The sequence below is a fragment of the uncultured Ruegeria sp. genome, assembly GCF_947497005.1.
GTDB lineage: Bacteria > Pseudomonadota > Alphaproteobacteria > Rhodobacterales > Rhodobacteraceae > Ruegeria.
The window spans coordinates 77666-101810 of the sequence record NZ_CANMFF010000013.1 but is presented as its reverse complement, the minus strand read 5'-3'; the positions used below and the strand labels follow the sequence as shown (position 1 = coordinate 101810).

Genomic DNA, 24145 nt, shown 5'->3' with positions numbered 1-24145 from the left:
CCATGAACTTAACTTGTGATTAAGCGCACTCAATTCACGCCTTCATTTCAACAACGCAGCCTTCCGCCCTTAGGATCGAAGGGCGGTTCAGCCAGCACCCGTGCTTTATGTGGTTTGCCGATCACCTGGATCACCACTTCATCGCCGGGCTGTGCCACTTCGGGGTTCGCGTAACCGATGGCCAGCGACTTACCCACCGAATAGCCATAGGCGCCCGAAGTCACGCGGCCCACTGATTTGCCATCGGAGGTAAAGATCGGCTCGCCACCTGTGGCGTCGGCATCCTCGGTCACCTCAATCTCGAAGATCGACAGCACCTCGCGCGGGGCGTTGTCTTTGACGGACAGATAGGCGTCCTTGTGCAGGAAATCCTTGTCCAGCTTGATCAGACCGGCCAGACCGACCTCTTGCGGCCAGTACTCCTGAGAATATTCCCGCCCCCAGGAGCCATAGCCCTTTTCGATGCGAAGAGACCCCAGCGCCCGGCCACCGACCGGGCCACCATTCAGTTGCTTCGCCGCATCCAGCAGTGCGGTATACAGCCGGGTCTGATCCGCTTCTGCACAATGCAGTTCCCACCCCAGATCACCGGTAAAGGAGACACGGATGGCCAGGCAGGTCACGCCAGCGACGTCGATAGTGGCCGAGCGCATGAAACGGAACGCTTCGTTCGACAGGTCGGCATTTGTCAGGCGTTGCAACAGATCACGCGCTTTCGGGCCCGCGACGTTGAAGCCTGCGATGCGGTCGGTCGCAACCTCCAGCGTAGCGCCTCCAGGCATCTCGACCATGTTGAAGAAGCGCTGATGATAGCGCTCGGCCATGCCCGAGCCAATCATCATGTACTCGTCATCGGCAACCTTGGTGATGGTGAAATCACCCGCTACGCCCCCGCGCACCGAAATCAGCGGTGTCAGGCAGGACCGTCCGATTTCGACGGGCACACGATTGGCGACCAGCCGGTCCAGCCAGTCATACGCGCCCGGCCCCTTGATCACGTAATTGGCGAAGTTCGAGATATCGATCACGCCTACATGCTCGCGCAGCATCTTCACCTCGCGGCCCACCGGATCAAACCAGTTCTGGCGGGTAAAGCCAGCGGTCTCTTCGATGCCGGGTTGGTCGGCGAACCACAGCGGGTGTTCCCAACCGCAGTTCAGGCCAAAGACACAGCCCATCTCTTTCTGCATCTCATAGGCGGGGCGAACACGGGCGGGACGACCCGCGCTGCGCTCTTCGTTCGGGAAATGGATGGCGAAACGGTGGGTATAGGCATCCTCGACCCGGGCCTTGGTGAATTTCTTGTCGGCCCAGTCGCCAAAGCGCGCCAGATCCCAGGCGAACATGTCATATTGCGGCTCGCCTTCGATCATCCATTGCGCCGCCAGCAGACCCAGCCCCCCTGATTGCGAGAAGCCGGGGATCAGACCGCCGCACAGGAAATAGTTCTTCAGTTCGGGCACCGGCCCCCACAGCATGTTGGCATCGGGCGACCAGATCATCGGCCCGTTGATCACCCGTTTCACCCCGGCTGTGGCGGCAACCGGCACGCGCTCGGTCGCGCGGATCACGTTTTCCATGATACGGTCCAGATCGTCGGGGAACAGATCATGGGCAAAGTCCAGCGGCGTGCCTTCTTCGGCCCAGAACTTCATGTCTTTCTCATAAGCTCCGATCAGCAGCCCGTTGCCTTCCTGTCGGAAGTAGTATTCACCGTCGCGGTCGGCGATCGAGGGCAAACGGCGGCCCAGATTGGCCACTTCGTCGATCGTTTCAGTCACGAAATACTGGTGTTCCGTCGGTTGCAGCGGCAGGGTCAAATCCGCCAGCGCCGCCACTTCGCGGCCCCAAAGGCCGGCAGCATTTACCACCCATTGGGTGTGAATGTCGCCCTTGGGTGTGCGCACGATCCAGCTGCCGTCAGGCTGTTGTTCTGTCCCTGTAACCGGGCAGAACCGTTCGATCGTGGCACCCATTGCGCGAGCCCCTGCGGCATAAGCATGAGGCACGCCGGATGGGTCCACATTGCCGCCATCGGGTTCGTACATGATGCATCGGATGTCATCGAACTGCGCCAATGGATGCAGTTCCTTGGCCTGTTCACGGCTGACCTCGTGGAAGTTCAGGCCATAGAAACGCGCCTTTGCCTCCTGCAGGCGCAGCTGCTGCTCGCGCTCTTCGGTTTGCGCCAGATAGAGCGAGCCGGGCTGGAACACGCCACAGCTTTGGCCGGTTTCCTGCTCCAGCTCTTTATACAGGTTCATCGTATAGTGCTGGATGCGGGTGATGTTGTTGTTGTCGTGCAGCCCGTGAATATTGGCGGCCGCGTGCCAGGTCGAGCCGCTGGTCAGTTCGTCGCGCTCCAGCAAGATGCTGTCGGTCCAGCCCAGCTTGGCCAGATGATAAAGGATCGAACAACCGGCAAGCCCGCCGCCGATCACAACTGCCTGTGCATGCGTTTTCATGAGGGAGTCCTCTTCCTGTGAACGCCTTAGGCGGCGATGGTTTTCATTGCGCCCAGAAACTGCGCAACTTCGGCGACGCTGTTGTAGTGACACATCGAAACGCGTACGCAGCTGTCCATACCAAGCGGCGTCAGGACGTTGCCGGAATAGTGATCCGCCTTGCGCAGATGGGTGCGGATGCACTGTTCGTTGAGCTGTTTGACCACATCCACCGAAGGCACGCCGGCAACACGCAGCGATACCAGGCCTTCGCGCGCCGGGTTGTCGACGCCGCCCAGAATGGTCACTTTCTCCATCTCGGCCAGACCCGGCAGGTTGCCGGTGCCATGAATCATCGCATCGGTCAGCGCCTTTTCCTGCGCATGGATTGCCTCACCCGCCGCCACGAATTTGGCACGGCGGTCAGTGGCGTCGCTGACCTGACTGCCTAGCCATTCAAAATAGCCGACCACGTCCGACATTGTGGCATAAGCCCCGGTATCGCGGGTGCCCATTTCCCAATTATCCGCCGGGCCGTCGATCAGGGCATTATGCTCCAGCCCGGTCAACCGGCCGGAGATCCACGCAACGCCGTACCCATGGCGCGAAAATACTTTGTAAGGCGAGACCACGTACCCGTCGACGTTATAGGCCGTCAGGTCGATCCGACCATGCGCTGCGTGCTGGATGCCATCAACGATAATGAAACAGTCCGGAGCCACCGCGCGAATGGCCTGAGAAACGGCTGCGACATCCACACCCATGCCGGTCACCGGCGAGGTGTGCAGGATCGTAGCCACCTTGGTATCGGGCGTGACAGCAGCGGTATACGCCTCGGCGGTGACCGTGCCGGTCGCATCATCGTGCGGTATCAACACATGGGTCTGCCCGGAAATGCGCGCCCAACGGTCACAAGCCGAACGTGTGGCCGGATGTTCCAGAGTTGATCCCAGAACAACGCCCGCACCCGCTCCCAGACAGGCGTTCATGATCAACCGGAACAACAACTCGGTGCCGCTTTCACCGACAAAGAACTGCCCTCCCGGCGCATTCATGAACACCGCCATGTCTTCTTTGGCCTTGTTGATCACGCGCACCAGCTCGTGACTGCCGGAATTCTCGCGCCCCTGATTGTCAGGGATCGCGGCATAAGCCTGCGACGTGTCTACGACTGTGTTCAGCGTCAGCGCACCGCCTGCGTTTTCGAAGAAGATACGCGGGCCCTGCTGCGGGCAGTGATCGACCTGAGCAAACCGGTCGCGGACTTGCTCGAGCAGTAGAGAGTTGATTTGGGCCATCTAGTACCGTTCATGCAGATGTGTCAGTTCGCCAAGATATATGCGGCTCGCTGCAAAATTTCTCACAAAAAAAACGGGGGCATTGCGGCAGAAATTTACACGGATCTGAGGTTATGTCGCAAAATTCCAGAATGGTTGAGAATTGCTCACTCTTTGGCGCACGTATCCAGCAAGTGTTTTCACCTTAACCATCTCTTTGTTGTTCGGATGCAGATTTGGACGCAGATTACATTGATGAATTCATCGTCAGTCAGTTCAATACGCCACTGGTTTCGTCCCGGGATCATCGCATACGCAGCGCGGGATTGAAAGCTCTTGCGAAATTCCCCGGTAGTGGCCCATCAAATTCCGGCTGCTGATCGCTTGAATCGTGCGGCAGCGGCACCGCCGTCTAAGCGGAGTCTGACATCGGGATGATGTTGTCGCGAAAATCTCTGGTCGCACATATTGGCCGTTGCGCTACCGGATAAATCGTCTTGGCCTAATTCCCAGGCGGATCATCACGGACAAGTTGCGCTTGAATGGTATTGCCAAACGAAATGTTGCCCCGGACCTGGATCTTTGACTGCACAATGCCTCAATAACTGCATCGCAAACAGCCACTTTCCGTTTCGAAAGCGGAAATGGTCGATGCAGGGATATCGGTCTCCGGACGGTTTACAGCGGAGGAAATTTGCTCGTCAGCGGCGTTCCGGTCAGGATACCGGCATTTCTTACCAGAACCGAGGGGTACCGAAGTCTTCTTGTGCCATATGAACCAAATCCGCGCCCGAAATCGCATCCGGGACGTCCAGCTTTAGCCAGTGAAACCGGTCATCCCTGCCCGACTGACGGTCATCAGTCACAAAGCACGCGCCTGTCACTTGCATGCACCCTGCGATGGCATTGGCAATTTCAAACGACTGAGGCAACCGCCCCGGCGGAATCGAGGTGCGGGTGAGGTTCACCACCTCGCCCTTGCTGGCACAACAGGCAGCAAGACCTGCGCGCCCGACCAACCTAACAGTGGACCCCAGATTTGATGATACTGCCGCCACCCGTCCGCCGCAGGGCAGGAAATGCCGCGCGGGACATGAAAAAACCCGCCAGAGGCACTGACCGACACCACCAAGTTCCAATCGGTGTCCGAGGCTCGTCTGCGTTCCCCCGGGGTAGTGGCCCCGGCTACATTGGCCAGGATGTTCAGCGCACCCAATACCTTTTCACGAGCGGTCACCTTTACAGGTGTGACGCCAGCTGTCCCACAGGCCAAGGATATCCTGGCGCAGATCGCTTGCGCGGCCTCTTTCCTCTGCCCGGCCGCCGTCACCTACTGGTTTTGAATCCCGACCCTGGAAAATCTGCCCGCCAATTCCCTACTTGGTACACTCAATTTTGCTTGCAATAGAAACTTTCAAGGTCGCAGGGGTCTGACCTCGGACAGATCTGGGGCAATCAATATCATTTGTGAGAGCATCAGCTTTTGCTTTTCGCTCTTACCTGAAATTATCCGATTTGGGGCGATCGTTGCCGCAGCAAGCGCCTCCTGAAACGGGATCCCCACATGTTCCGAAAGAACCCTTACTGCTTGGGTCAGGCACAAGTCTGCCCCTGCCAAAGTCCCATCCTGTAAAGTCAGCATGCCGTTTTCCCGCCGGATCGGGCGGCCTTCCAACTGAAACTCAGTCTGCGAGGTTCCGGCGACTGCCATTGCGTCGCTGACAAGAAAGATTTGCCCCGGTCCGCGCTTGGCCGCCCAGGCGGCTCGCATTGTGTCGGGATGAACGTGGATGCCATCGGCGATCAACCCTGCCGATAGCGATCCGCAGGATAGTGCCGCGCCGACCAATCCCGGTTCGCGGCTTCCAAGTTGGCTCATCGCATTGAACAAATGCGTTACACACTGCGCCCCTGCTTTGGCAAACGCCAAGCAAGTCTCAAACGACGCGTCCGTGTGGCCCAGAGAGACGATCACTCCTGCGCGTTTCAAGACTTCGACCTGTTTCAGAGTGATATTCTCCGGCGCCAGCGTGACCATCAAGGCAGGCAGGTGTTTTGCGGCGTTAGTTATAATTTCCAGATCGGTTTGCTGCATCGGGCGGATCAAATCGGCATCATGCGCCCCTTTGCGTCGCTCGGACAGGTGCGGACCTTCCAGATGCAGACCCGCGATACCTGGAATACCTGATTGAACAGCTTCCATCGCGGCATCAACAGCAGCCTTGGTTTTCTCGACCGTATCCGTGATCAGCGTTGGCAGAATGCTAGTCGCACCCATCGCCCGGTGTGCCCTGGCGATCCGCGTCAGAGTTTGAACGGATGGGTCGTCGTTAAACATAACGCCACCGCCGCCATTCACCTGCAGATCAACATAGCCAGGGCTAAGGATATTCCCCGACAGATCTTTGATCTGGTCATCTCTCTTTGTCTGAAGCTCGGGCACTATCGCATCCAACACTCCGTTTTTGAACCGCGCGGCGTATCCGTCGCGCAGTTCTGCGCCATCAAAGATCGGACCGCCTGTAAAGGTGATCGAGGAACCGGTCATACCGTTTCCGTCACTTTTTTCAGATGGCGCGGTGTGTCGGGGTCAACCCCGCGTTGCGTGGCCACTTTCTCTACCATTCCATAAAATGAGGCGATTGTTGGTATGGGGTCTGTCATCCAATGCGACGTCCGTACATGCGGAAGAACCGTCGCGCGTTTCACACGGCTGGTCGTGGCAAAAACATCGGCCCCTTTGGAAGTCAGTTCATCTGCAACCTCGGCCAGATTGGCCTCTGCTGCATCCCCGGACGACAGAGTAAGCACAGGAAAGCCGTGATCCACGATGGAAACAGGGCCGTGCAGAACCTCGGCCGCCGAAAAACTTTCCGCGTGAATCTGGCAGGTTTCCTTGAATTTTAATGCGGCTTCGTTGGAGATCGCCAAAGACATGCCGCGCCCCAATGTAAAAAGCGAGCGCCCATCAACGGCATCTGCAACGGCGCTCCAGTCACAGGCGATTGCCTCTGACAGACTGTCTGGCAAGTCATGGATTGAGCGCAACAAAAGATCATCACGCTTCACTTGCGCAATCAACCATAGCCCTGCGACCAGAGAGGTTACGAATGTCTTGGTCGCTGCCACGCTCAGTTCAGGACCCGCATGAATTGGCAGTGTCGCGGTCGCCGCTTCGGCCAAGGCCGAGTCTGTATTGTTCGTGATGGCAACCGAATATGCTCCACCGGATGTAAGCGACTGAACCAGCTGTACAATATCCGGGCTCTGCCCCGATTGCGAAACCGAGATACAGATTGCGTCCTCGCATCGCATATCGACGCCATAGATGGATTTCACCGACGGCCCGACCGACGCCATCGGCAAACCAAGCAGAAGCTCGGATGCGTATTTCAAGAAGCTGCAGGCATGGTCCGAGGATCCCCGCGCCACCGAGATCAGGAACCGCGGATCGCGGGTCCGGATTTCGTCTGCGGTTTGCGCAATCAAACCTGCGCCCTCAGTCAACAGGCGATCTACGGCGTCAGGTATCTCATTGATCTCTTGCCGCATTTGGGTGGTTTTGTCAGACATTTTCCAGGCTTTCAATTTGACAGACGCAGCTCAGCCACAAAATCGTAGGCATCGCCGCGATAGATTGACCGGGTCAATTCAGCGACCCGCCCGCTTTCCAGATAAGATGTGCGTTGAATCCGAAGCCCGGCCGTACCTTCGGCAACATCCAGAAGCTCCGCTTCAGGTGCTTCTAGGTTGATGGCCGAAATTTTCTGGATCGCACGCACAGGTCTGAAACCGGTTTGTTCGAGAACAGAATAAAGCGAACCTGTAACTTCCGTCGGGTTAGGCAGGATATCGAGCGGCAGAGCGGCCCTTTCCAATGCCATAGGGCGACCTCCGGCCTGACGCAAGCGGTGGATTCGGGCGACCTGTTCGTTAGCCGACAATCCCAATGCCATCATTTCCTCCGGCGATGGCAGAAAAATTCCACGCTCCAACCATGTAGAGGTCGTATTGAGGCCACGCCGCTCCATATCTTCGGTGAACGAAGTAAGGTGGGATAACGACTGTTCGACTTTCGCCACAGGCTCCCGAACAAAAGAACCAGAGCCCTGCCTCTGCTCGATCGCGCCCTTGCGCACCAATTCCTGAATGGCCTTGCGCACGGTCACGCGCGACAGGTCGGTTAATTCAGCGATTTCTCTCTCGGGAGGCAGCGAACTGTTGGGCGCGAGGATACCGTCCTCGATCCCTTGTTCAAGGCGCTGACGAAGCTGCACGTACCGTGGCCCTGAGTTTTGCCCTAACCATCCTTCAGGTCGCAGGAAATCAGTTACGTTCATGTTCGACTTCCTCCCGAAAAGCTTGTGCCAATGCAAGTGCGCCGGACAGTGGATCGCCTGCAGGCTGGACCAAAACAGATTGCATGTCCAAAGGCAGATACGGTGCGTAAAGGGGCCCAATTCCCCCTGTCAGACAAATCGGCAATTCAGCTCCCCACCCCATTTTTTTCATCATGTCAGCAAGATAGTCTGCGCCATTCTGCAGAATGGTCATGGCCAGTTTATCACCGCGACCGGAAAACCTGGTAACCAGCGGAGCGAGGGTTCCAAATTCAGAAGGAGTCATCTCAGCGGCCGATCGTACAACTCCGGCGGCGCCGCCATATCGGGACAACAGATCTTGCGCCAATTGCGAAGGTTCGGTCACGTCATCCGTGAACTCCAGCGCTTTGGACAGCGCACGCTTGCCAACCCATTGCGCAGATGCCTGATCGCCGAGAACCGGGCCCCAGCCACCGGCAAGCCGTATCAATCCGCCCTTTTGCATCGCAACAAAAGACCCGGTGCCGCAGTGAGCGACAAACCCGTCCTGTGGCCCTAATGCACCGCGCAACGCTGCCGCCCGATCATCTTCGATCCGAACATGTTGAAACGGCAAGGCCGCCGCGAGCTTTTTGGCAATCGCGTCGCCCGTGATCCCGGCCAAGCCCAGATAAGCGGGCGTTTGCGCTAGCTCGCCCGCAGAAATACCCGACTGAGAAGCAAGAGCTTCCAGGCCGCGTTGCAATTCGATGCAAGCAGCCTCGAAATCAGTAGACACGTTTGCCGCGCCAACCTCGACCCTATGTGTTCCGCTGCCAACATAAACGGCAACGCGGCAACGCGTTCCTCCCCCATCGGCAGCCAGAATCAGAGGTTTTGATGACTTAACCATGTAGAGACCTTTATAATACCTTTTCCGAATTTAGAAGTCCTAAATATAACCAAATCGCAGATTTCCGCGTCAATATCTCGAAAAATAGGGCGAAAAAATAAATGGTAGACTAATGGTATTTAAAAGGTATGATATCGAAAGCTCTTGGGGGAGAATCACGTGATCACGCCAGCGACAGAACAACTGCATCAAGAAGCGATCGGGCTCGATACCCGCCCGCTGACAGAAGTAGCGAACCTGCTGGCACAGTCACAGGCGTCAGCAGCAAGGGCTGCGTTTGGCGCTCTTGCGCCAATCTGCAGCGGAGCGACCGCTATGGCCAACACGATCCGGACAGGCGGCAAGCTTCGATACCTTGCGGCCGGGTCTTCCGGGCTCATGGCTGCATCCGACGCATTGGAGCTTGGCGGGACATTCTCTATTTCCTCAGAACAGATCCGCATTCATATGGCGGGCGGATTGCCGACCACTGCAGAAATGCCTGGCGATGTAGAGGACGCAATTGATGGCCTTGCGCAGGAATTGGCGGATATGCTCACAACCGATACGCTCATCGCAGTCTCTGCCAGCGGCACCACACCCTATACTGTTGCCGCCGCGAAATTGGCCCGCAGCAAAGGAACGCCTGTTATTGGAATAGCAAACAACGCGGATTCGCAATTGTTGCAGCTAGCGGATCATGCCGTGCTGCTGTCCACTCCTCCTGAATTGATTTCGGGCTCAACCCGGATGGGCGCAGGCACCGCCCAGAAAATTGCTCTCAACATGTTGTCGACGCTGATGGCAGTAGAGCTTGGCCATATTCAGGATGGCATGATGATCAATCTGCGGGCAGATAACGACAAGCTACGCGCGCGCGCCAACGGAATTGTTTGCCAACTGACCGGTGTGACACCTGAGCATGCAGATGGTGCATTGAAGGCTGCGAACGGTAACCTCAAATGCGCAGCGCTTGTCGCCGCAGGTGCCAAGTCAGCAAGTGACGCGCAAGCGCTACTGAATGAAACGAGTGATCATCTGCGCCCTGCGATGAACCGGCTGAAACAAAACAACGAAACTATCAACCTGGGAGAAAACGAATGAAACGCAATGTCCTGAGCCTTGCCCTGATGAGCACGGCGTTGGTCGCAAGTGGTGCATATGCACAAGACGCCACCCTGACAATTGAAAGCTGGCGCAACGATGACCTCGCCCTCTGGCAGGACAAGATCATCCCGGCCTTCGAGGCGGCAAATCCCGGTATCAAGGTTGTTTTTTCTCCGTCGGCTCCCGCGGAATACAATGCCGTCCTGAACTCTAAACTTGAAGCAGGATCAGCCGGTGATCTGATCACCTGCCGCCCGTTTGATGCCTCGCTGGCGCTTTTCGAGGCTGGCCATCTGACCGACCTGACCGATTTGGATGCAATGAGTAACTTCTCGGATGTTGCCAAATCCGCATGGCAGACCGACGATTCATCTGCCAGCTTCTGTGTTCCGATGGCGTCGGTGATCCACGGCTTCATCTACAACAAGGACGCGTTCAATGAGTTGGGCATCGAGGTTCCCGCCACCGAGGCCGAGTTCTTCGCCGCACTGGACAAGATTAAGGAAGACGGCACCTATATCCCCATGGCGATGGGCACCAATGACCAATGGGAAGCCGCGACTATGGGCTACAACAACATCGGCCCGAACTACTGGAAGGGTGAAGAAGGCCGTCAGGCTCTGATAAAGGGCGAGCAGAAACTGACCGACCCTCAGTGGGTTGCGCCTTATGCCACTTTGGCGAAATGGGCCGACTACTTGGGTGACGGATATGAGGCGCAGACTTATCCTGACAGCCAGAACCTTTTCACATTGGGCCGCGCCGCAATTTACCCGGCAGGCAGCTGGGAGATCGCCGGCTTCAATACACAGGCCGATTTTGAGATGGGTGCCTTTAAGCCGCCGGTCCAGAATGCCGGTGATACTTGCTATATCTCGGACCACACTGACATTGGAATCGGTCTGAACGCGGCCAGTGAAAACCAAGAGGCCGCCCGAACCTTCCTGGCCTGGGTCGCCAGCCCGGAATTCGCCAGCATCTTTGGCAACGCTGTTCCCGGGTTCTTCCCTCTCTCCAACACGCCGGTCGAGCTGGAAGATCCGCTGGCCAAGGAAATCGTCGGTTGGCGGGATGAGTGCGAAAGCACGATCCGATCGACCTATCAGATCCTGTCACGCGGCACGCCAAATCTCGAAAACGAGACTTGGGGTGCGTCGGTTGCAGCCATTAAGGGCACCGAGGCCCCAGAGGATTTGGGCCAGGAGCTGCAGAACGGTCTGGCCAGCTGGTACGCCCCGCATCAGTAAAGCCTGATACTTGAACACTTCCGGACGCGCCTTGCGTCGCGTCCGGCACTTTATCCCCGGAGATTCCCATGCAAACCCGCCGCATACGCTGGCACATTGCCGTTTTCCTCGCCCCTGCGGTGCTGGTCTACACGGCAGTGATGATCTTCCCCTTGTTCAACACGCTGCGTCTCGCGCTATTCACCGAGGTCGATCAAAACCGCATCTATGTGGGTTTGCAGAATTTCCGCACCCTGTTCTTCGATCCGATCTGGTCTGAGCAATTCTGGAATGCCTTGGGCAACAACTTCTGGTTCTTCCTGGTCCATATGCTGGTGCAAAATCCAATCGGCGTTGCTCTGGCCGCGATCTTGTCACATCCCAGGCTGCGCTTTGCCGCGCTTTATCGGTCGGCGATTTTCATCCCAACGATCCTGAGCTTTGTGATCGTGGGCTTTGCCTGGAAACTGATCCTGTCTCCACTTTGGGGGATTGCACCTTCGATGCTGGATGCGGTTGGCCTGAAGTCGCTGTTCGCGCCGTGGCTGGGAAAGGAAGAATACGCACTGACCACACTGGCACTTGTTTCGGTCTGGCAATTCGTTGGCATCCCGATGATGCTGATCTATGCCGCCCTGCTTTCAATCCCCGAGGAAATCCTTGAGGCCGGAGAGATCGACGGGATCACCGGGGCTTCCGCCTTCTGGAAGATCAAACTGCCTCTGATCCTGCCGTCGATCGGGATCATATCGATTCTGACATTCGTGGGTAATTTCAATGCGTTCGACCTGATTTACGTGTCTCAGGGTGCACTTGCAGGCCCGGACTTCTCAACTGATATCCTCGGCACCTTCATGTATCGCACTTTCTTCGGTTTCCAGTTGCAACTGGGCGACCCGCACATGGGGTCCGCCATCGCTGGTGCCATGTTCGCCATCATCCTTGTAGGTGTCTGCATCTACCTCTTCGGCATCCAAACCCGGATGCGCCGGTATCAGATGTGAGGGTCTGACGATGAACAAAGCTCGCTCAAACCCGTTGAACACCGCCGCCATGCACGGGGCGCTGATACTCTATACGCTGATCGCGCTGTTCCCGGTCTTCGTGATCATCATCAACAGCTTCAAGACACGCCGCGCTATCTTTCGCGAACCGCTCGCTTTACCCGACGCCGAGAGCTTTTCTCTGATCGGTTACCAAACGGTGATGAAGCAGGGGGACTTTTTCCTCTATTTCCAGAACTCACTGATTGTCACCGTAGTTTCGCTGGCGTTCGTCCTGCTTTTCGGTGCCATGGCCGCTTATGCGTTGAGTGAATACAAGTTCAAGGGCAACACTTTGATGGGCCTCTATCTGGCGCTTGGTATCATGATCCCGATCCGCATCGGCACGGTCGCGATTCTGGAAATGATGGTCGCCACTGGTCTGGTGAACACGCTCTGGGCCTTGATCTTCGTCTACACGGCACAAGGGTTACCATTGGCTGTGTTCATCTTGTCTGAATTCATGCGGCAGGTCTCGGACGATCTGAAAAACGCGGGCCGTGTCGACGGATTGTCGGAATACACGATCTTCTTCCGGCTGGTCCTGCCCCTTGTCCGCCCTGCCATGGCGACGGTTGCCGTATTCAACATGATCCCGATCTGGAACGACCTCTGGTTCCCACTGATCCTCGCCCCGGCTGAGGAAACCAAGACCCTGACGCTGGGCAGTCAGGTCTTCATCGGTCAGTTCGTGACCGACTGGAACGCGGTACTGTCGGCGCTCAGCATGGCGATCCTGCCGGTGTTGGTGCTCTACGTCATCTTCTCGCGTCAATTGATTCGCGGCATCACGTCAGGAGCAGTCAAATGACCCGTGTTCTGATCGCTGGGCTTGGCAATATGGGCTTGAGCCATGCACTGGCCCACCACCACCACCCGGACGCGCAGATTGCAGGGCTGGTCAACCGGTCCGGTCACGTGGATCATCCTGATCTGTCGGGCTACCCGGCCTATTCGGATTTTCAGGCTGCATTGGCAGAGACGAACCCGGATATGGTGGTCGTCGCAACCTATTCCGACAGCCACGCCGACTTTGCATGCGCCGCGATGGAAGCAGGCGCGCATGTGTTCGTCGAAAAACCACTCGCTACGACTGTGGCAGACGCCAAACGCGTGGTGGCAAAGGCAGTCGAGACAAACCGCAAACTGGTGATCGGGTACATTCTGCGCCACCATCCCTCGTGGATGCGACTGATTTCTGAAGCGCGCGACCTCGGTGGGCCGTATGTCTTCCGTCTGAACCTGAACCAGCAAAGCAGCGGAGCTGAGTGGAAGACGCACAAGGCCTTGATGCAGACGACGTCCCCGATCGTCGATTGCGGTGTGCACTATGTCGACGTAATGTGCCAGATCGCGGACTCGGACCCTGTGCGCGTGCACGGCATGGGCCTGCGTCTGAGCGATGAGATCGCCGAAGATATGTATAACTACGGCCAGTTTCAGGTGATCTTCGAGGACGGCTCGGTCGGCTGGTACGAGGCGGGTTGGGGTCCGATGATGTCCGAGACAGCGTTCTTCGTGAAAGACGTCGTGTCGCCCAACGGTTCGGTCTCAATCACAGACGGCAACAAAGGCGCGTCAGCGGATATCGATGGGCACACCAAGGTCGGCGGCCTTCTGGTCCATCGCCTTGATGGTGATCAGCAGATCGACATGCCCGATGAACCTGGCCATCAGGAACTCTGTGACGCCGAACAGGCCTACATGCTGCGCGCCATCGCCGAGGATATCGATTTGACCCGCCATATGAACGACGCCGTGCAATCGCTCGCCATCTGTCTGGCTGCTGACGAGAGTATCCGCACCGGCCATCCCATTTCGCTGAACGAGGCTCGCACATGACCGCCCTGACGCTTACGAACGTGAACAAATCCTTCGGCACCGTTGAGGTTCTCAAGGATATCAACATCGAAGTTGACGAAGGTGAGTTCGTCGTCTTCGTCGGCCCCTCGGGTTGCGGCAAATCCACCCTTCTGCGCGTGATCGCGGGGCTGGAGGATGTGACTTCAGGTGAGGTACGTATTGGCGGAGAGCTGATGAACCTCACACCACCCTCCAAACGCGGTATCGCGATGGTGTTCCAGAGCTACGCTCTCTATCCCCATCTAAACGTGCGCAAGAACATGTCACTGGCTCTGAAACAGGAGGGCCAGAGCAAGCAGGTCATCCAAGAGCGTGTTGCCAAAGCCAGCAAGATGCTGAACCTTGAGCCCTATATTGACCGCTTTCCTTCCGAGCTGTCAGGCGGTCAGCGCCAGCGCGTTGCCATCGGTCGCGCCATCGTACGCGAACCAAAACTTTTTCTGTTCGACGAACCCTTGTCTAACCTGGATGCGGCCCTGCGTATGAACACTCGGCTTGAGATAGCTAACCTGCATCAACAGCTCGATGCTTCGATGATCTACGTCACCCATGACCAAACCGAGGCTATGACGCTTGCTGACAAAATCGTGGTGCTGCGCGACGGGCGCGTGGAGCAAGTCGGCAGTCCGATGGACCTTTATAACAATCCCGCCAACCAGTTTGTGGCTGGCTTCCTCGGTGCGCCGTCGATGAATTTCTTTCCCGCCAGTATGATTGGCGAAGGCGCAAACATTACCACCGGCATCCGCCCCGAGGATCTGTTTCTGTCTGATGACGGCCCGGTTACCGCAAACGTCACCCATGTCGAGCATTTGGGCGGCGACACCAATGTGATTGCCATGATGCAGGATCACCAGATCACCGCGCGCCTGTTCGGTCAGCATCAGGTGGATGCAGGTCAGGCCATCCGGTTTGGATATTCACCAAGCAGACTCTATCGCTTCGATCCCCAAGGGACGCGTCTGGAGTAACAACAGGTGAACCCCGTCTTCGTTTGCCCGTCCTTGAATTGGAAAACAGCCTAACTCTAAATCAAGGGATTTCAGAGAGACATGTCATATTCAGAGTCGAAGCACCGCCTATTCAGATCCCATCATTCGATTGTGTCTGGTGAACATGAATTGTTCGGACGGTATATCTGATCTGAAATCAGCCGCGCGACCAGGCAGAGCGCGATAAAACTGGCGTAATCCCGGCTCGACATCCTCGACCACATTTTGGCAGCGCTGACACAAATGCTCGATGCTGCTCTGAGATTGTCGAGTTGCCATCGCCGAAATCAACTCACTATGTCGAGCAACGAGTTCCTGAAAGGCCACACTTTTGAGTAAGGAATGATCTCCCACAAGAACAAAAACGGGTTCCGGGTTGGCTTTACCTTTCAGGTCGACAAAGCCGGCCTCTAAAAGAGCCAGGTCATCTTGCCCGGATTGATGGACTCCGTTTGAGACGACAATGTCATAGTCAACCGTTCGACAGCATTGTTCGATCCGCGCCGAGACATTCACGACATCGCCGATAACTGTATAGTTGAACCGTTTCTGCGAACCGATGTTACCGACGCAAGCCTGACCCGTGGCAATCCCTGTTGCCAGCGCGATGGGCTGACGGTTCAGCATAATGTCTGATGCGTTGAATTCTGCCAAAGCATGCCGCATCCTGAGCGCCGCAAGCGCCGCGCGGCATGGATGGTCTTCAACGGGCAAAGGTGCGTTCCAGAAGGCCATGATTGCGTCACCAATAAACTTGTCGATCGTCCCCCTTTCAACCAGTATTTGATCCCCGATCTTGGAAAAAAGCGCGTTCAACAAGGAAACAAGCTCTGTGGCCGACACGGACTCGGACAGAGACGTAAATCCTCGGATATCTGCAAACATCACAGTTATTTCCTGGGTCTCTCCACCCAATTGCAACTGGTGGCCCGAATTTTCCATTTCATCCAGGATTTCCGGTGCCACGTAGTGGGAAAAAACCTTTCGGATCTCGCGCTTTTCACGCTCGGACGATACGAAAAGATAACCCGCCAGCAGACCGAAATTTGCCATGCCGCCGATAAGAGGGAACGTGGCATCGAACAATACGGATTGGTTCTGGAATACCAGCCAACTGATAATAAGAACTGCGGCCGCCGCGATACCTCCGGCGAAAAAGGAAGCCACGGCCCCAAAGCTGGACATGACAGCAATCACGACAAGCCCAAGAAAGGCAAAGGCAAGCAACTCCTGCGCCGCTGTCACATCAGAACGACTGAGCATTTCATTGGTCAGGACCTGTTCAATCATCTGCGCATGAATTGAAACACCAGGAACGCTTTCACCAAGGGCCGTTTGATGAATATCGAACAAACCTGCTGCTGAGGTTCCTATCAGAATAATCCGGCCTTCAATTTCTGCCCGCAGATCTGGGTCCGCCGAGCCGGTCATGACCTCGTTGGCAGAAATATACAGATCGGGCGTGTCCCGCCGGTATTTCAGCCAAAGCTCACCATTCTCTGTCGTTGGCAACCGGTATCCCCCGACCTCAACTGCCAGCAAGATGCCCGCTTCGTCCGACGCACCCTCGGCAATAATATTGGTTTCTCCCAAGGCGATCCTGAGGGCCTCAATGGACAGGCTTGGCATCGGCCCCTCCGGCCCATTCCAAAGAACCGGCGCGCGACGGACGATACCAGTCCCTCCGATGGGAGAGACATTGACCCCGCCGATACCCGCTGCAGTTCGATCCAACGGTGATGCGATTGGCGTCCAATATGGAACAGAGATCAAACCTGCTGAGGGAGATTCACCAAACTCAACAATGCCCGCTTTGCTGGCGATATGCTCGCCTTCCTCCGACAAACGCGCGGCCACGCCAAGAACTACGGGCCAGTAGGCAATTTCCGTCGCAAGCAACACATCATTGTCCAGTTTTCTGGCATGGTTTTCCACTGTCAGAACTCCCTCCAGACTCGGATCGTTCAGAAGGCGTGATGGCGAATACCGGTCAGGCTCGGCGAATAGCATATCGAATGCGATGGCCGCGGCACCGTATTCACCCAGGTTCTGAACCATTTGCGCCACCACAGTTCGCGGCCAGGGCCATTGCCCCAAATTGGCCAACGAGGCTTCATCGATGTCTACGACGCGAACGGGGAGTTCGGGATTGAACTCTCTGGGAGACAACCTTTGCAAAACGTCGAAATAGATCAGACGGCTCATTCTAACGGGATACGGATCCAAGACACGGATGAAACAACCCAAAAGGACCAGGCCCAGCCCCACCAGACGGAAGGCCCATCGCCCGTTCTTGGTTTTACGTGTCTTTTCTTTCACACCTTCCTCCGGGACAGAAGGACAAGGTCAACTTCATCCAAAGCGGTCCCCGAACGTTTCCTTTTCCGGTTCTTCCCGCTCTGGTTCTTCGCGTTCGGGTTCCTCTTGCTCTGGTTCTTCCCGCTCGGGCTCCTCGTCATCAGGCTCCTCGCGCTCCGGTTCTTCCCGGTCGGGCTCTTCTTGCTCTGGCTCTTCCCTTTCCGGTTCACTTTCTCCCGAAGGCGAAGGACCTGAAGGAGGTCCCGAGCTCGCCGTGCCCGTTGCTTCTTGCCGCTGAGGAGGAGATGACCGGGGTTCTGACCTGTCTGGTTTGACGCGCCGTACAGGTGCGGCTTCCCCGGAACAGCCTTCAACTCTTACCTGCAAGGGCGGCAACAGGCCCTCCTGAGACTGAATAAATGGAAACCCGTTTTTCAGCGCTTGGTCGTATTGTGCCTGATCGGCTGGCCGTCCGACTGTTCCGTTTCCGCCAGTGGCGTACATGCTGCACTGGCGTCCGGAAGACCTGCAGGAACCCTGAGTTCCACACATACGGACCGTTCCCTGCAGAACAAGCATCGCGCTCTGCTTGTCCGATACGACCCACATGTCGAAAGTCGTACCGCGAACGGCCATCGTCGCTGATGGTGTCTTGATCGAATAAGCCCTCTTTCGGCTCTTTCCCGAGATGAACCGAAAACTGCCACCCAGGGCCTGGACAGCAAAGCTTTTGGCTTTGCGATTGCCACGCAGCATGGTCACATCCAGCACCATGCGCGCGTTGGGGCCGATCGCGATCTTGGTCTCGTCCACAAAGACGATTTGGATCACACCAGTCCCATCCGTGGCAATCGCGTCCCCCGACGCGACCTCCATCCCTGAATATACCGGCTGTGCTTTTCCCGCACGAATGAGTTGAGCGCCCTGCTTGGCGCTGATAACTTTTCCAATATTAGCAATCGTTTGCGACGGTATGATCACAACAACGCAAAGAACCAACACAATCTTTAACAAAGACAAACCCGAGCCCCTTCCCCCAATGGGTCCTGATACGTGCAAGTCGCACTGTGCTCGATGTTTGCCCCTCAAAAGCATGTTTATTGTTGTTTTAATTCGCTAAAAATATGGACAAATATGCATTAGTTTTAGCACGCTTAGCAAGTTTTAAGTGAAAGGTTCGTGCCGGCAGGAGTTTTGAGGCGTTTGAATGAAAAAGTGATCAGGTGCTTTTTTGCGCTTGTTGCCGCGTTTCACGCCGCTCTGAAAGGTGGCGATCCATCAAACACAACGTGCAAATATCCGCCTCGTTTTGCGGGTGTGATGAGTGATACCGCGCAGAGTTGAAAAACCTGTTTCGCGTCGTATGTCTTATCTTGAGGGTATTCACATCAACGCGCGCTGACGATCCTTTTACTTCGCCACCCATCGCGGCTCTTTTAAGTGACACATACCTCGGATAGAAACTCAGACGGGTAAGCTAGCAGTCGCTGCCCTGTTGATCCAGCGCTGCAACACGGAGTCCGGTCATGCTATTTCGTCGCATTATTGTAGCAGCCATATTTTTTGGCAGTCTGGCCTCCGCCGCGTTTGCGCAATCTGGCGACAAACCGGAAGCCAGATTACTTGTCGAACTGAATTCGGTTGAGGATGTTGCCGGGTCGTGCAAGTTGACGTTTCTGGTCAAGAATGAAACCGGGCAGTCGATCGATGGCGTAGTGTTTGAAACCGTCATTATTGACGCCGAGGGCAGTGTATTGAACTTCTCACTGTTCAATTTTCGCGACTTGCCGGCCGGTCGGCCCCGTGTACGCCGGTTTAATCTGCAAAACAGAACATGTGACTCCGTCGGGCAAGCCATAATCAATGGCACAAGCTCCTGCGTTGTAGGCGGTTCCGAAAGCGACATATGCGGCAAGACCCTGACGCCGAGCAGCCGGGTAGAAATGGAACTATTGGGATGAGCCCGTTATCCGCACTTCGTGAGATTTTTGCACTTGGCGGGCCGGTCGTCGCGATCCTGATCGCCATGTCGGTTCTGACACTGGCTGTCACTATTTACAAACTCTGGCAATTTGCCATTTGCGGCGTCGGTCGACACAAGGTGCTGTCCGAAGCGCTGGCGGCCTGGGATTCTGGAAACCGCAGCGCTGCACTTGCCAGATTAGCGGATAGCAACAGTTATCTCGCGCCCATTGTTAGCGCGGCGATGGACGCATCAGACGTTCCGGGTGCCGATGACCGGCTGGACGCCGAAGCCGGATTGGTGCTCGCCGGGTTGGAGCGCGGTTTTCGTTTACTGGACACCGTTGCGCAGCTTGCCCCCCTTTTGGGTCTTTTTGGTACGGTTCTGGGCATGATCAGCGCCTTCCAAAGTTTGCAAGCCGCAGGATCATCGGTTGATCCATCGCTTCTTGCAGGCGGGATCTGGGTGGCTTTGATAACCACTGCTGTCGGTCTGGCTGTCGCGATGCCGACGTCAATGGTCTTGTCCTGGCTCGAGAGCCGAACCGCGCGCGAACGTGTTTTTGCAGACAAGGCTCTGCGCACGATTCTGATTCCAGGCCCCTCGATCCAAAGCGCCGCGGGGGCAGCACAGCCCCCGGCCGCCCCAGAACATGCGTAACACCGCGCCTTTTGTGCGGCGGCGCATGTCGATGACGCCTCTTATCGACGTGATCTTTCTGCTTTTGCTGTTTTTCATGCTGTCTTCGACCTTTTCGCGCTTCAGCGAGATTGAGCTGAGCAGTGCACCCACAGGCGGAACAGCCCCAGTGGCACCGTCCGAGCGCTTTTTCGTGCAAATCGGCGCCACGCGTGTCGTTCTGAATGGTCGATCTCTGACGCTTGATGACTTGGCTGATCAGGTTCAATCCGGTCAGGTTCTGGTAAGCCTTGATCCTGATACGTCAGCGCAACGTCTCGTGGATCTTCTCGTTCGATTGCGCGGGCGCGACGGCCTTACCGTCAAGGTGTTGGAGTAAGGCAATGATCCGTTACATCCGGCCAAGTCGAAATCGCGATTCCACTATTCCGCTGATTAACGTCGTCTTCCTGATACTGATCTTTTTTCTGATCACAGGTACGATTGCGCCACCATTGGATCCCAATCTGGATTTGGTGAATACAGCGGATCTTGAAGGCCGGGAACCTCCAGACGCACTTGTTCTTCATGGGGACGGGACGCTGAGCTTTCGTGGCACGCCAATCGACGCTGAAGCTTTCATGGCCGCGCATGGATCGGGACCCGTACGGATCGTTCCAGACAGGAATGCGCCTGCACCTCGGCTAATGGCGATCACAAGCAGTTTGCGCCGGTTGGGTGCACCATCTGTTTTCCTGGTGACCGAACAGGCCCTGGAATGATCAGGCGGTCTGTTTTCGTTGCAATCCTTGCGATTTCGATCTCGGTTCTCGCACATCTCTGGGGCCTGAGCGTCACCGTATCAAACTTGCCCAGTCAGTCTTCAAGTGAAAACCGCACTGACACAATCGAACTCAACAACACGTTCGAAGAGTTTGCCGACGCCGAGTTCGAACCCGTCCAGCCCGAGCCGACCGAGGCACAAAGCCCTCCGGTGGAGTCGACAGTAGAACCGGAGGAAGTCGAAATTCCAACGAGCGATGCACGCGTCGCATCGCCCAACCCGCAGCAGACTTTCGCGCCCGATACCGGCGAGTCGACAATCGTCCAGCCAGAAGCACCTGACGAGGTTGTCGTCGAACCTGTGGAACAGGACCTGGATGACGCAGATGAACCCGTTCAGGCTGAAGGGGCGGCAACCCTCGAGCCGGAAACTGTGGCGGAAACGCCAGTGGAGGCATCTGACGATGCAGCCACCACGGTCGAGCCCGCATCTGTCGAAAAACCGGTCCTCAATGAGCAGCAACAGCTTGCTGCCCTACCGGACGAGATATCCCCGGTTGCCCCGACTAACACTCAAACAGTCGAACCAGTGATACCTGTTGAGATCTTTGAGCCCTTAGAAGAAGACACCGAACTGCCCACAGCTGATGCAGAATCTGACGAGTCTGAACAGGCGTTGGTTTCGTCGCTGCGACCACGCCTCCGCGGCCTTAGTCCAAAACCTGCCCTACGCGGAGCATTGGACCCATCAAGCAGTTTCGAGAACTTGCGATTTCCCGAACAGACAATTGAATCACCTCTCACGACCTATCAAAGACAAGGTGTAGATGTCTTCCGGCAAAGCAGCGGCGCTACCCGATCTGGTGGGCGGGGTCCGGGAAATTCTGATACGACGAACTATGCCGGTCAGGTTCTGGTCCATTTAAATCGGGCACCAATCGTCTATGTTGCAGCCAGCGGGTTCGCGCGCGTATTTTTTCAGATCGACCCCGACGGTACTTTGGCTTGGGTTGATATTGTCGAAAGTTCTGGCTCACCCGACATTGAACGCGCTGCTAAAGAGCAGGTCCGTACTGCTGCACCTTTCCCACGCCCGCCTGGAGGTGTCAGCCGAAAGCTTTCGTTCTACTATCAGATAAGATGATCTGGCGGGTCTTGCTGGAAGATCGCAGTTCGAGGCGGGCATGGGATTTTCGCAATCCAGATACCAAAGCTACAATCGCTTTCTGGTCATAGATTGAAACAGATCTTCTCTTGTTCATTGAACTCAATACCCAAACCTTCGACAAAGGCATGTAGAAGCTGCGATTGGGTGCTGGTGCCAAACTTGCGTAAGCATTGCCACCTCAACTCTCAGAGAGTTGCGGCGCTTCAAAATCCACTTATGCGTTCTATAAGCCAGTACATTGACACCGAACCGATGCCATATGCGGTAACCAGCGTTGCCATTTGACTGATCGGAAGCGCAAGAGATCTCCAGACTATTACCAGAAAAGCCAAAGCCCCGACAAAACTCAGTTGCCCGGCCTCGACACCAAGGTTGAAGGCAAGCAAGGCTGCTGGAATATCGTTGGAGGGTAGTCCAATACCGGCTAAAGCGCCTGCAAAACCAAGACCATGCAAAAGCCCAAACCCGAAACAAACGATCCAGGGTTTCTGTTTTGAAAGCCGGAACCGACCTTCGCCGCCCTTTACGATTTCCATCGCCAGAAAAACGATAGAAAGTGCGATAACGGCTTCGACCGGCGGACCGGGAACATTCAAAACACCGAGCGTGGCCAGCGCCAGTGTTATTGAATGGGCAAGAGTGAAGGCTGTGACTGCACCTACCAGTCTCCAGGGATCACGGACCAGAATAAACAGCGCGAACACAAACAGTAGATGATCCCAACCTTCCAGTATGTGTTCAAAACCCAACTGGAAATACGCGGAAAAAACAGACCATGTCGTCTGTTCTATAGGTATGTTCTGGACGGCTGAATCCGGGGTGAAACGAAGCGTCGATGGCTCAGCCAGCAGGGGCTGTACACGGACCAACACGTCGTTCCTTTGGGCCGCCAGACCTTCAATCTGGATGGGTTGTCCCGCGATATCCGCGCGGCACTCGACTACCCAGGAAGATACCCACGCTCTGCCATCGGAAATTGGGGCGGGGCCGCGCCCCGGCGTGCAGCCATCCGGTAGCACAGCGTCAATTGTCATTGGTTTGCCATTCACATCGGGTATTCGCCAATGAACGCTCCAGGTGTCGGAAGTGATTTGCCGAACTTCCAGATATCCCGGATCAAGCGCATGCGCTGTAGCGTCACCAGCGATCCACGCGAACAGCAGAGCATACAATAAGCAGAGTATGGATTTCATTTGGACTGGTCCGCGAGATCTGGCGCTATGATTTGGTAATTGTCAGCAAGAGTCTCATATTGCGCCCGCGCCAGATCTTCGCTCATGGCGCGACGCCAATCCCGCAGCACCTCACTGTGTATCTCTGGCAAGGGAGGTATCTGACTAGGTTCGACGTCCAACACCTGAACCAGATGGACCCCATAACCCGACTGGATCGGCCCCATCCACTGACCTTCTTCGAGATTGGTAAGACCTTTGGAGAACCCAGTTCCAAAGACCGAGTCGATTACCTTTGTCGCAGTCAAGGGCATCGATGCAGGCAGCAGTGTTGCGCTCTGCCAGTCAGAATTCTCTTGTTTCGCGCGCAGGGCGACCAGTGCCCCTTCAATTTCGACGTCACTTGGCTCTTCACCAAGAAAAACCTGAGTGAAAGCAACCTTGTTGGGTGTTGCGTAGCGTTCCGAGTTTTGTTGGAGAAAGGCCTCCAGATCTTTGTCTTCCGGAACAATAGACGTGGCGATGGCTTCGGTCAGAAAGTCCATCTTCTGGCTCAGCCGAGACCTGATCACACTATCTCCGCGATCCAGGCCAAGCTTTCTCGCTTCTCTAACCAGAACCTCTTCGCGAATTGATGCATCGACCAAGGCTTTTAGTTCGGCATCGCTTGGCTGGCGTTTCCACCTGGCTTCGAATTGTAAAGCTAACAGCGCGGCATCGCTTTCACCTATCGCTATCGTCTCTGGATCCACGACACCGTCGGTTTTCGGGGAAACAATGTGGAACCAAACGAATATGGCAGCTCCGATCAAGAAGAAATGGAACAGAGGTTCTTTCACTACTCGCATGAAGGCTCCTGCGTGAAATGCGATCCGGCTATGTGTACTGATGCTGGCATCGGTCAGCTGAGTATTGCAAGAAACTGTAACTCAGAGCGTTTCGCACGTCAGTTCAAAGTGCCGAGGCAGAGAGTCGCCACCTCGGTCTCTAAATCTGCG

Annotated in this window: 22 protein-coding genes; 11 read left to right on the top strand and 11 right to left on the bottom strand. The window is 56.0% G+C overall.

The genetic code is table 11. The features are described from left to right. Positions 1-47 precede the first annotated feature (47 nt). From Q0816_RS17880 to Q0816_RS17850, 7 genes are all read right to left on the bottom strand, one after another. Positions 48-2465, bottom strand: a complete 2418-nt coding sequence (locus Q0816_RS17880) for an FAD-dependent oxidoreductase (protein ID WP_298853140.1) — start codon at positions 2463-2465, stop codon at positions 48-50. Between the two features lie 26 nt (positions 2466-2491). Next, on the bottom strand, positions 2492-3742 hold the full coding sequence (locus Q0816_RS17875) for an aminotransferase class V-fold PLP-dependent enzyme (RefSeq protein WP_298853137.1): 1251 nt from the start codon (positions 3740-3742) through the stop codon (positions 2492-2494). A gap of 713 nt (positions 3743-4455) precedes the next feature. After that, positions 4456-4689: a hypothetical protein gene (locus Q0816_RS17870; RefSeq protein ID WP_298853135.1), complete on the bottom strand. Its 234-nt coding sequence runs from the start codon at positions 4687-4689 to the stop codon at positions 4456-4458. Positions 4690-5135: 446 nt separating this feature from the next. Then, positions 5136-6269 carry an N-acetylglucosamine-6-phosphate deacetylase gene (gene nagA / locus Q0816_RS17865; RefSeq protein WP_298853132.1) on the bottom strand — a complete coding sequence of 378 codons (1134 nt, stop codon included), beginning with the start codon at positions 6267-6269 and terminating at the stop codon, positions 5136-5138. After that, positions 6266-7294, bottom strand: a complete 1029-nt coding sequence (locus tag Q0816_RS17860) for an SIS domain-containing protein (RefSeq protein ID WP_298853131.1) — start codon at positions 7292-7294, stop codon at positions 6266-6268. Before Q0816_RS17860 ends, nagA begins: the two co-directional genes overlap by 4 nt. Positions 7295-7305: 11 nt before the next feature. Next, positions 7306-8061 (bottom strand): GntR family transcriptional regulator, encoded by a 756-nt coding sequence (locus Q0816_RS17855; protein WP_298853129.1) that lies wholly within the window; start codon positions 8059-8061, stop codon positions 7306-7308. Continuing rightward, complete coding sequence (locus tag Q0816_RS17850; protein ID WP_298853127.1) at positions 8048-8935, bottom strand: BadF/BadG/BcrA/BcrD ATPase family protein; 888 nt, start codon at positions 8933-8935, stop codon at positions 8048-8050. The genes Q0816_RS17855 and Q0816_RS17850 overlap by 14 nt, the downstream gene beginning before the upstream one ends. Positions 8936-9094: 159 nt before the next feature. On the opposite strand from Q0816_RS17850, the gene Q0816_RS17845 reads away from it, so the two are divergent. From Q0816_RS17845 to Q0816_RS17820, 6 genes are all read left to right on the top strand, one after another. Next, entirely contained in the window at positions 9095-10018 is a 924-nt protein-coding gene (locus Q0816_RS17845; protein WP_298853125.1) for an N-acetylmuramic acid 6-phosphate etherase, read from the top strand. Next, the gene (locus Q0816_RS17840; protein WP_298853123.1) at positions 10015-11268 is read left to right on the top strand and encodes an ABC transporter substrate-binding protein; all 1254 of its coding nucleotides are present in this window, start codon (positions 10015-10017) and stop codon (positions 11266-11268) included. Before Q0816_RS17845 ends, Q0816_RS17840 begins: the two co-directional genes overlap by 4 nt. Before the next feature lie 68 nt (positions 11269-11336). After that, complete coding sequence (locus Q0816_RS17835; protein WP_298853121.1) at positions 11337-12251, top strand: carbohydrate ABC transporter permease; 915 nt, start codon at positions 11337-11339, stop codon at positions 12249-12251. Positions 12252-12261: 10 nt separating this feature from the next. Further along, positions 12262-13101 carry a carbohydrate ABC transporter permease gene (locus Q0816_RS17830; RefSeq protein ID WP_298853118.1) on the top strand — a complete coding sequence of 280 codons (840 nt, stop codon included), beginning with the start codon at positions 12262-12264 and terminating at the stop codon, positions 13099-13101. Further along, the gene (locus Q0816_RS17825) at positions 13098-14132 is read left to right on the top strand and encodes a Gfo/Idh/MocA family oxidoreductase (protein ID WP_298853116.1); all 1035 of its coding nucleotides are present in this window, start codon (positions 13098-13100) and stop codon (positions 14130-14132) included. Before Q0816_RS17830 ends, Q0816_RS17825 begins: the two co-directional genes overlap by 4 nt. Further along, entirely contained in the window at positions 14129-15124 is a 996-nt protein-coding gene (locus Q0816_RS17820) for an ABC transporter ATP-binding protein (RefSeq protein ID WP_298853114.1), read from the top strand. Before Q0816_RS17825 ends, Q0816_RS17820 begins: the two co-directional genes overlap by 4 nt. Before the next feature lie 108 nt (positions 15125-15232). On the opposite strand, the gene Q0816_RS17815 is transcribed toward Q0816_RS17820, so the two are convergent. Both Q0816_RS17815 and Q0816_RS17810 read right to left on the bottom strand, forming a co-directional pair. After that, positions 15233-17464 carry a CHASE2 domain-containing protein gene (locus Q0816_RS17815; protein ID WP_298853111.1) on the bottom strand — a complete coding sequence of 744 codons (2232 nt, stop codon included), beginning with the start codon at positions 17462-17464 and terminating at the stop codon, positions 15233-15235. A gap of 33 nt (positions 17465-17497) precedes the next feature. Next, the gene (locus tag Q0816_RS17810; protein WP_298853109.1) at positions 17498-18463 is read right to left on the bottom strand and encodes a FecR domain-containing protein; all 966 of its coding nucleotides are present in this window, start codon (positions 18461-18463) and stop codon (positions 17498-17500) included. A 506-nt stretch (positions 18464-18969) separates the two neighbouring features. On the opposite strand from Q0816_RS17810, the gene Q0816_RS17805 reads away from it, so the two are divergent. From Q0816_RS17805 to Q0816_RS17785, 5 genes are read left to right on the top strand one after another with little or no spacing between them, the layout of a single operon-like run. After that, entirely contained in the window at positions 18970-19404 is a 435-nt protein-coding gene (locus Q0816_RS17805) for a hypothetical protein (protein ID WP_298853107.1), read from the top strand. Further along, positions 19401-20066, top strand: a complete 666-nt coding sequence (locus Q0816_RS17800) for a MotA/TolQ/ExbB proton channel family protein (protein ID WP_298853104.1) — start codon at positions 19401-19403, stop codon at positions 20064-20066. Before Q0816_RS17805 ends, Q0816_RS17800 begins: the two co-directional genes overlap by 4 nt. A 31-nt stretch (positions 20067-20097) precedes the next feature. Then, positions 20098-20424, top strand: a complete 327-nt coding sequence (locus Q0816_RS17795; protein ID WP_298853101.1) for a biopolymer transporter ExbD — start codon at positions 20098-20100, stop codon at positions 20422-20424. A 4-nt stretch (positions 20425-20428) separates the two neighbouring features. Further along, positions 20429-20806: a biopolymer transporter ExbD gene (locus tag Q0816_RS17790; protein WP_298853099.1), complete on the top strand. Its 378-nt coding sequence runs from the start codon at positions 20429-20431 to the stop codon at positions 20804-20806. Further along, positions 20803-21951, top strand: a complete 1149-nt coding sequence (locus tag Q0816_RS17785; protein WP_298853097.1) for an energy transducer TonB — start codon at positions 20803-20805, stop codon at positions 21949-21951. Before Q0816_RS17790 ends, Q0816_RS17785 begins: the two co-directional genes overlap by 4 nt. 227 nt (positions 21952-22178) lie before the next feature. Here the strand turns inward: Q0816_RS17785 and Q0816_RS17780 are convergent, their stop codons facing one another. Both Q0816_RS17780 and Q0816_RS17775 read right to left on the bottom strand, forming a co-directional pair. Next, the gene (locus Q0816_RS17780; RefSeq protein ID WP_298853092.1) at positions 22179-23168 is read right to left on the bottom strand and encodes a HupE/UreJ family protein; all 990 of its coding nucleotides are present in this window, start codon (positions 23166-23168) and stop codon (positions 22179-22181) included. Beyond that, positions 23165-23995, bottom strand: coding sequence for a peptidylprolyl isomerase (locus tag Q0816_RS17775; protein ID WP_298853090.1), 831 nt, complete (start codon positions 23993-23995; stop codon positions 23165-23167). The genes Q0816_RS17780 and Q0816_RS17775 overlap by 4 nt, the downstream gene beginning before the upstream one ends. Positions 23996-24145: the final 150 nt, after the last annotated feature.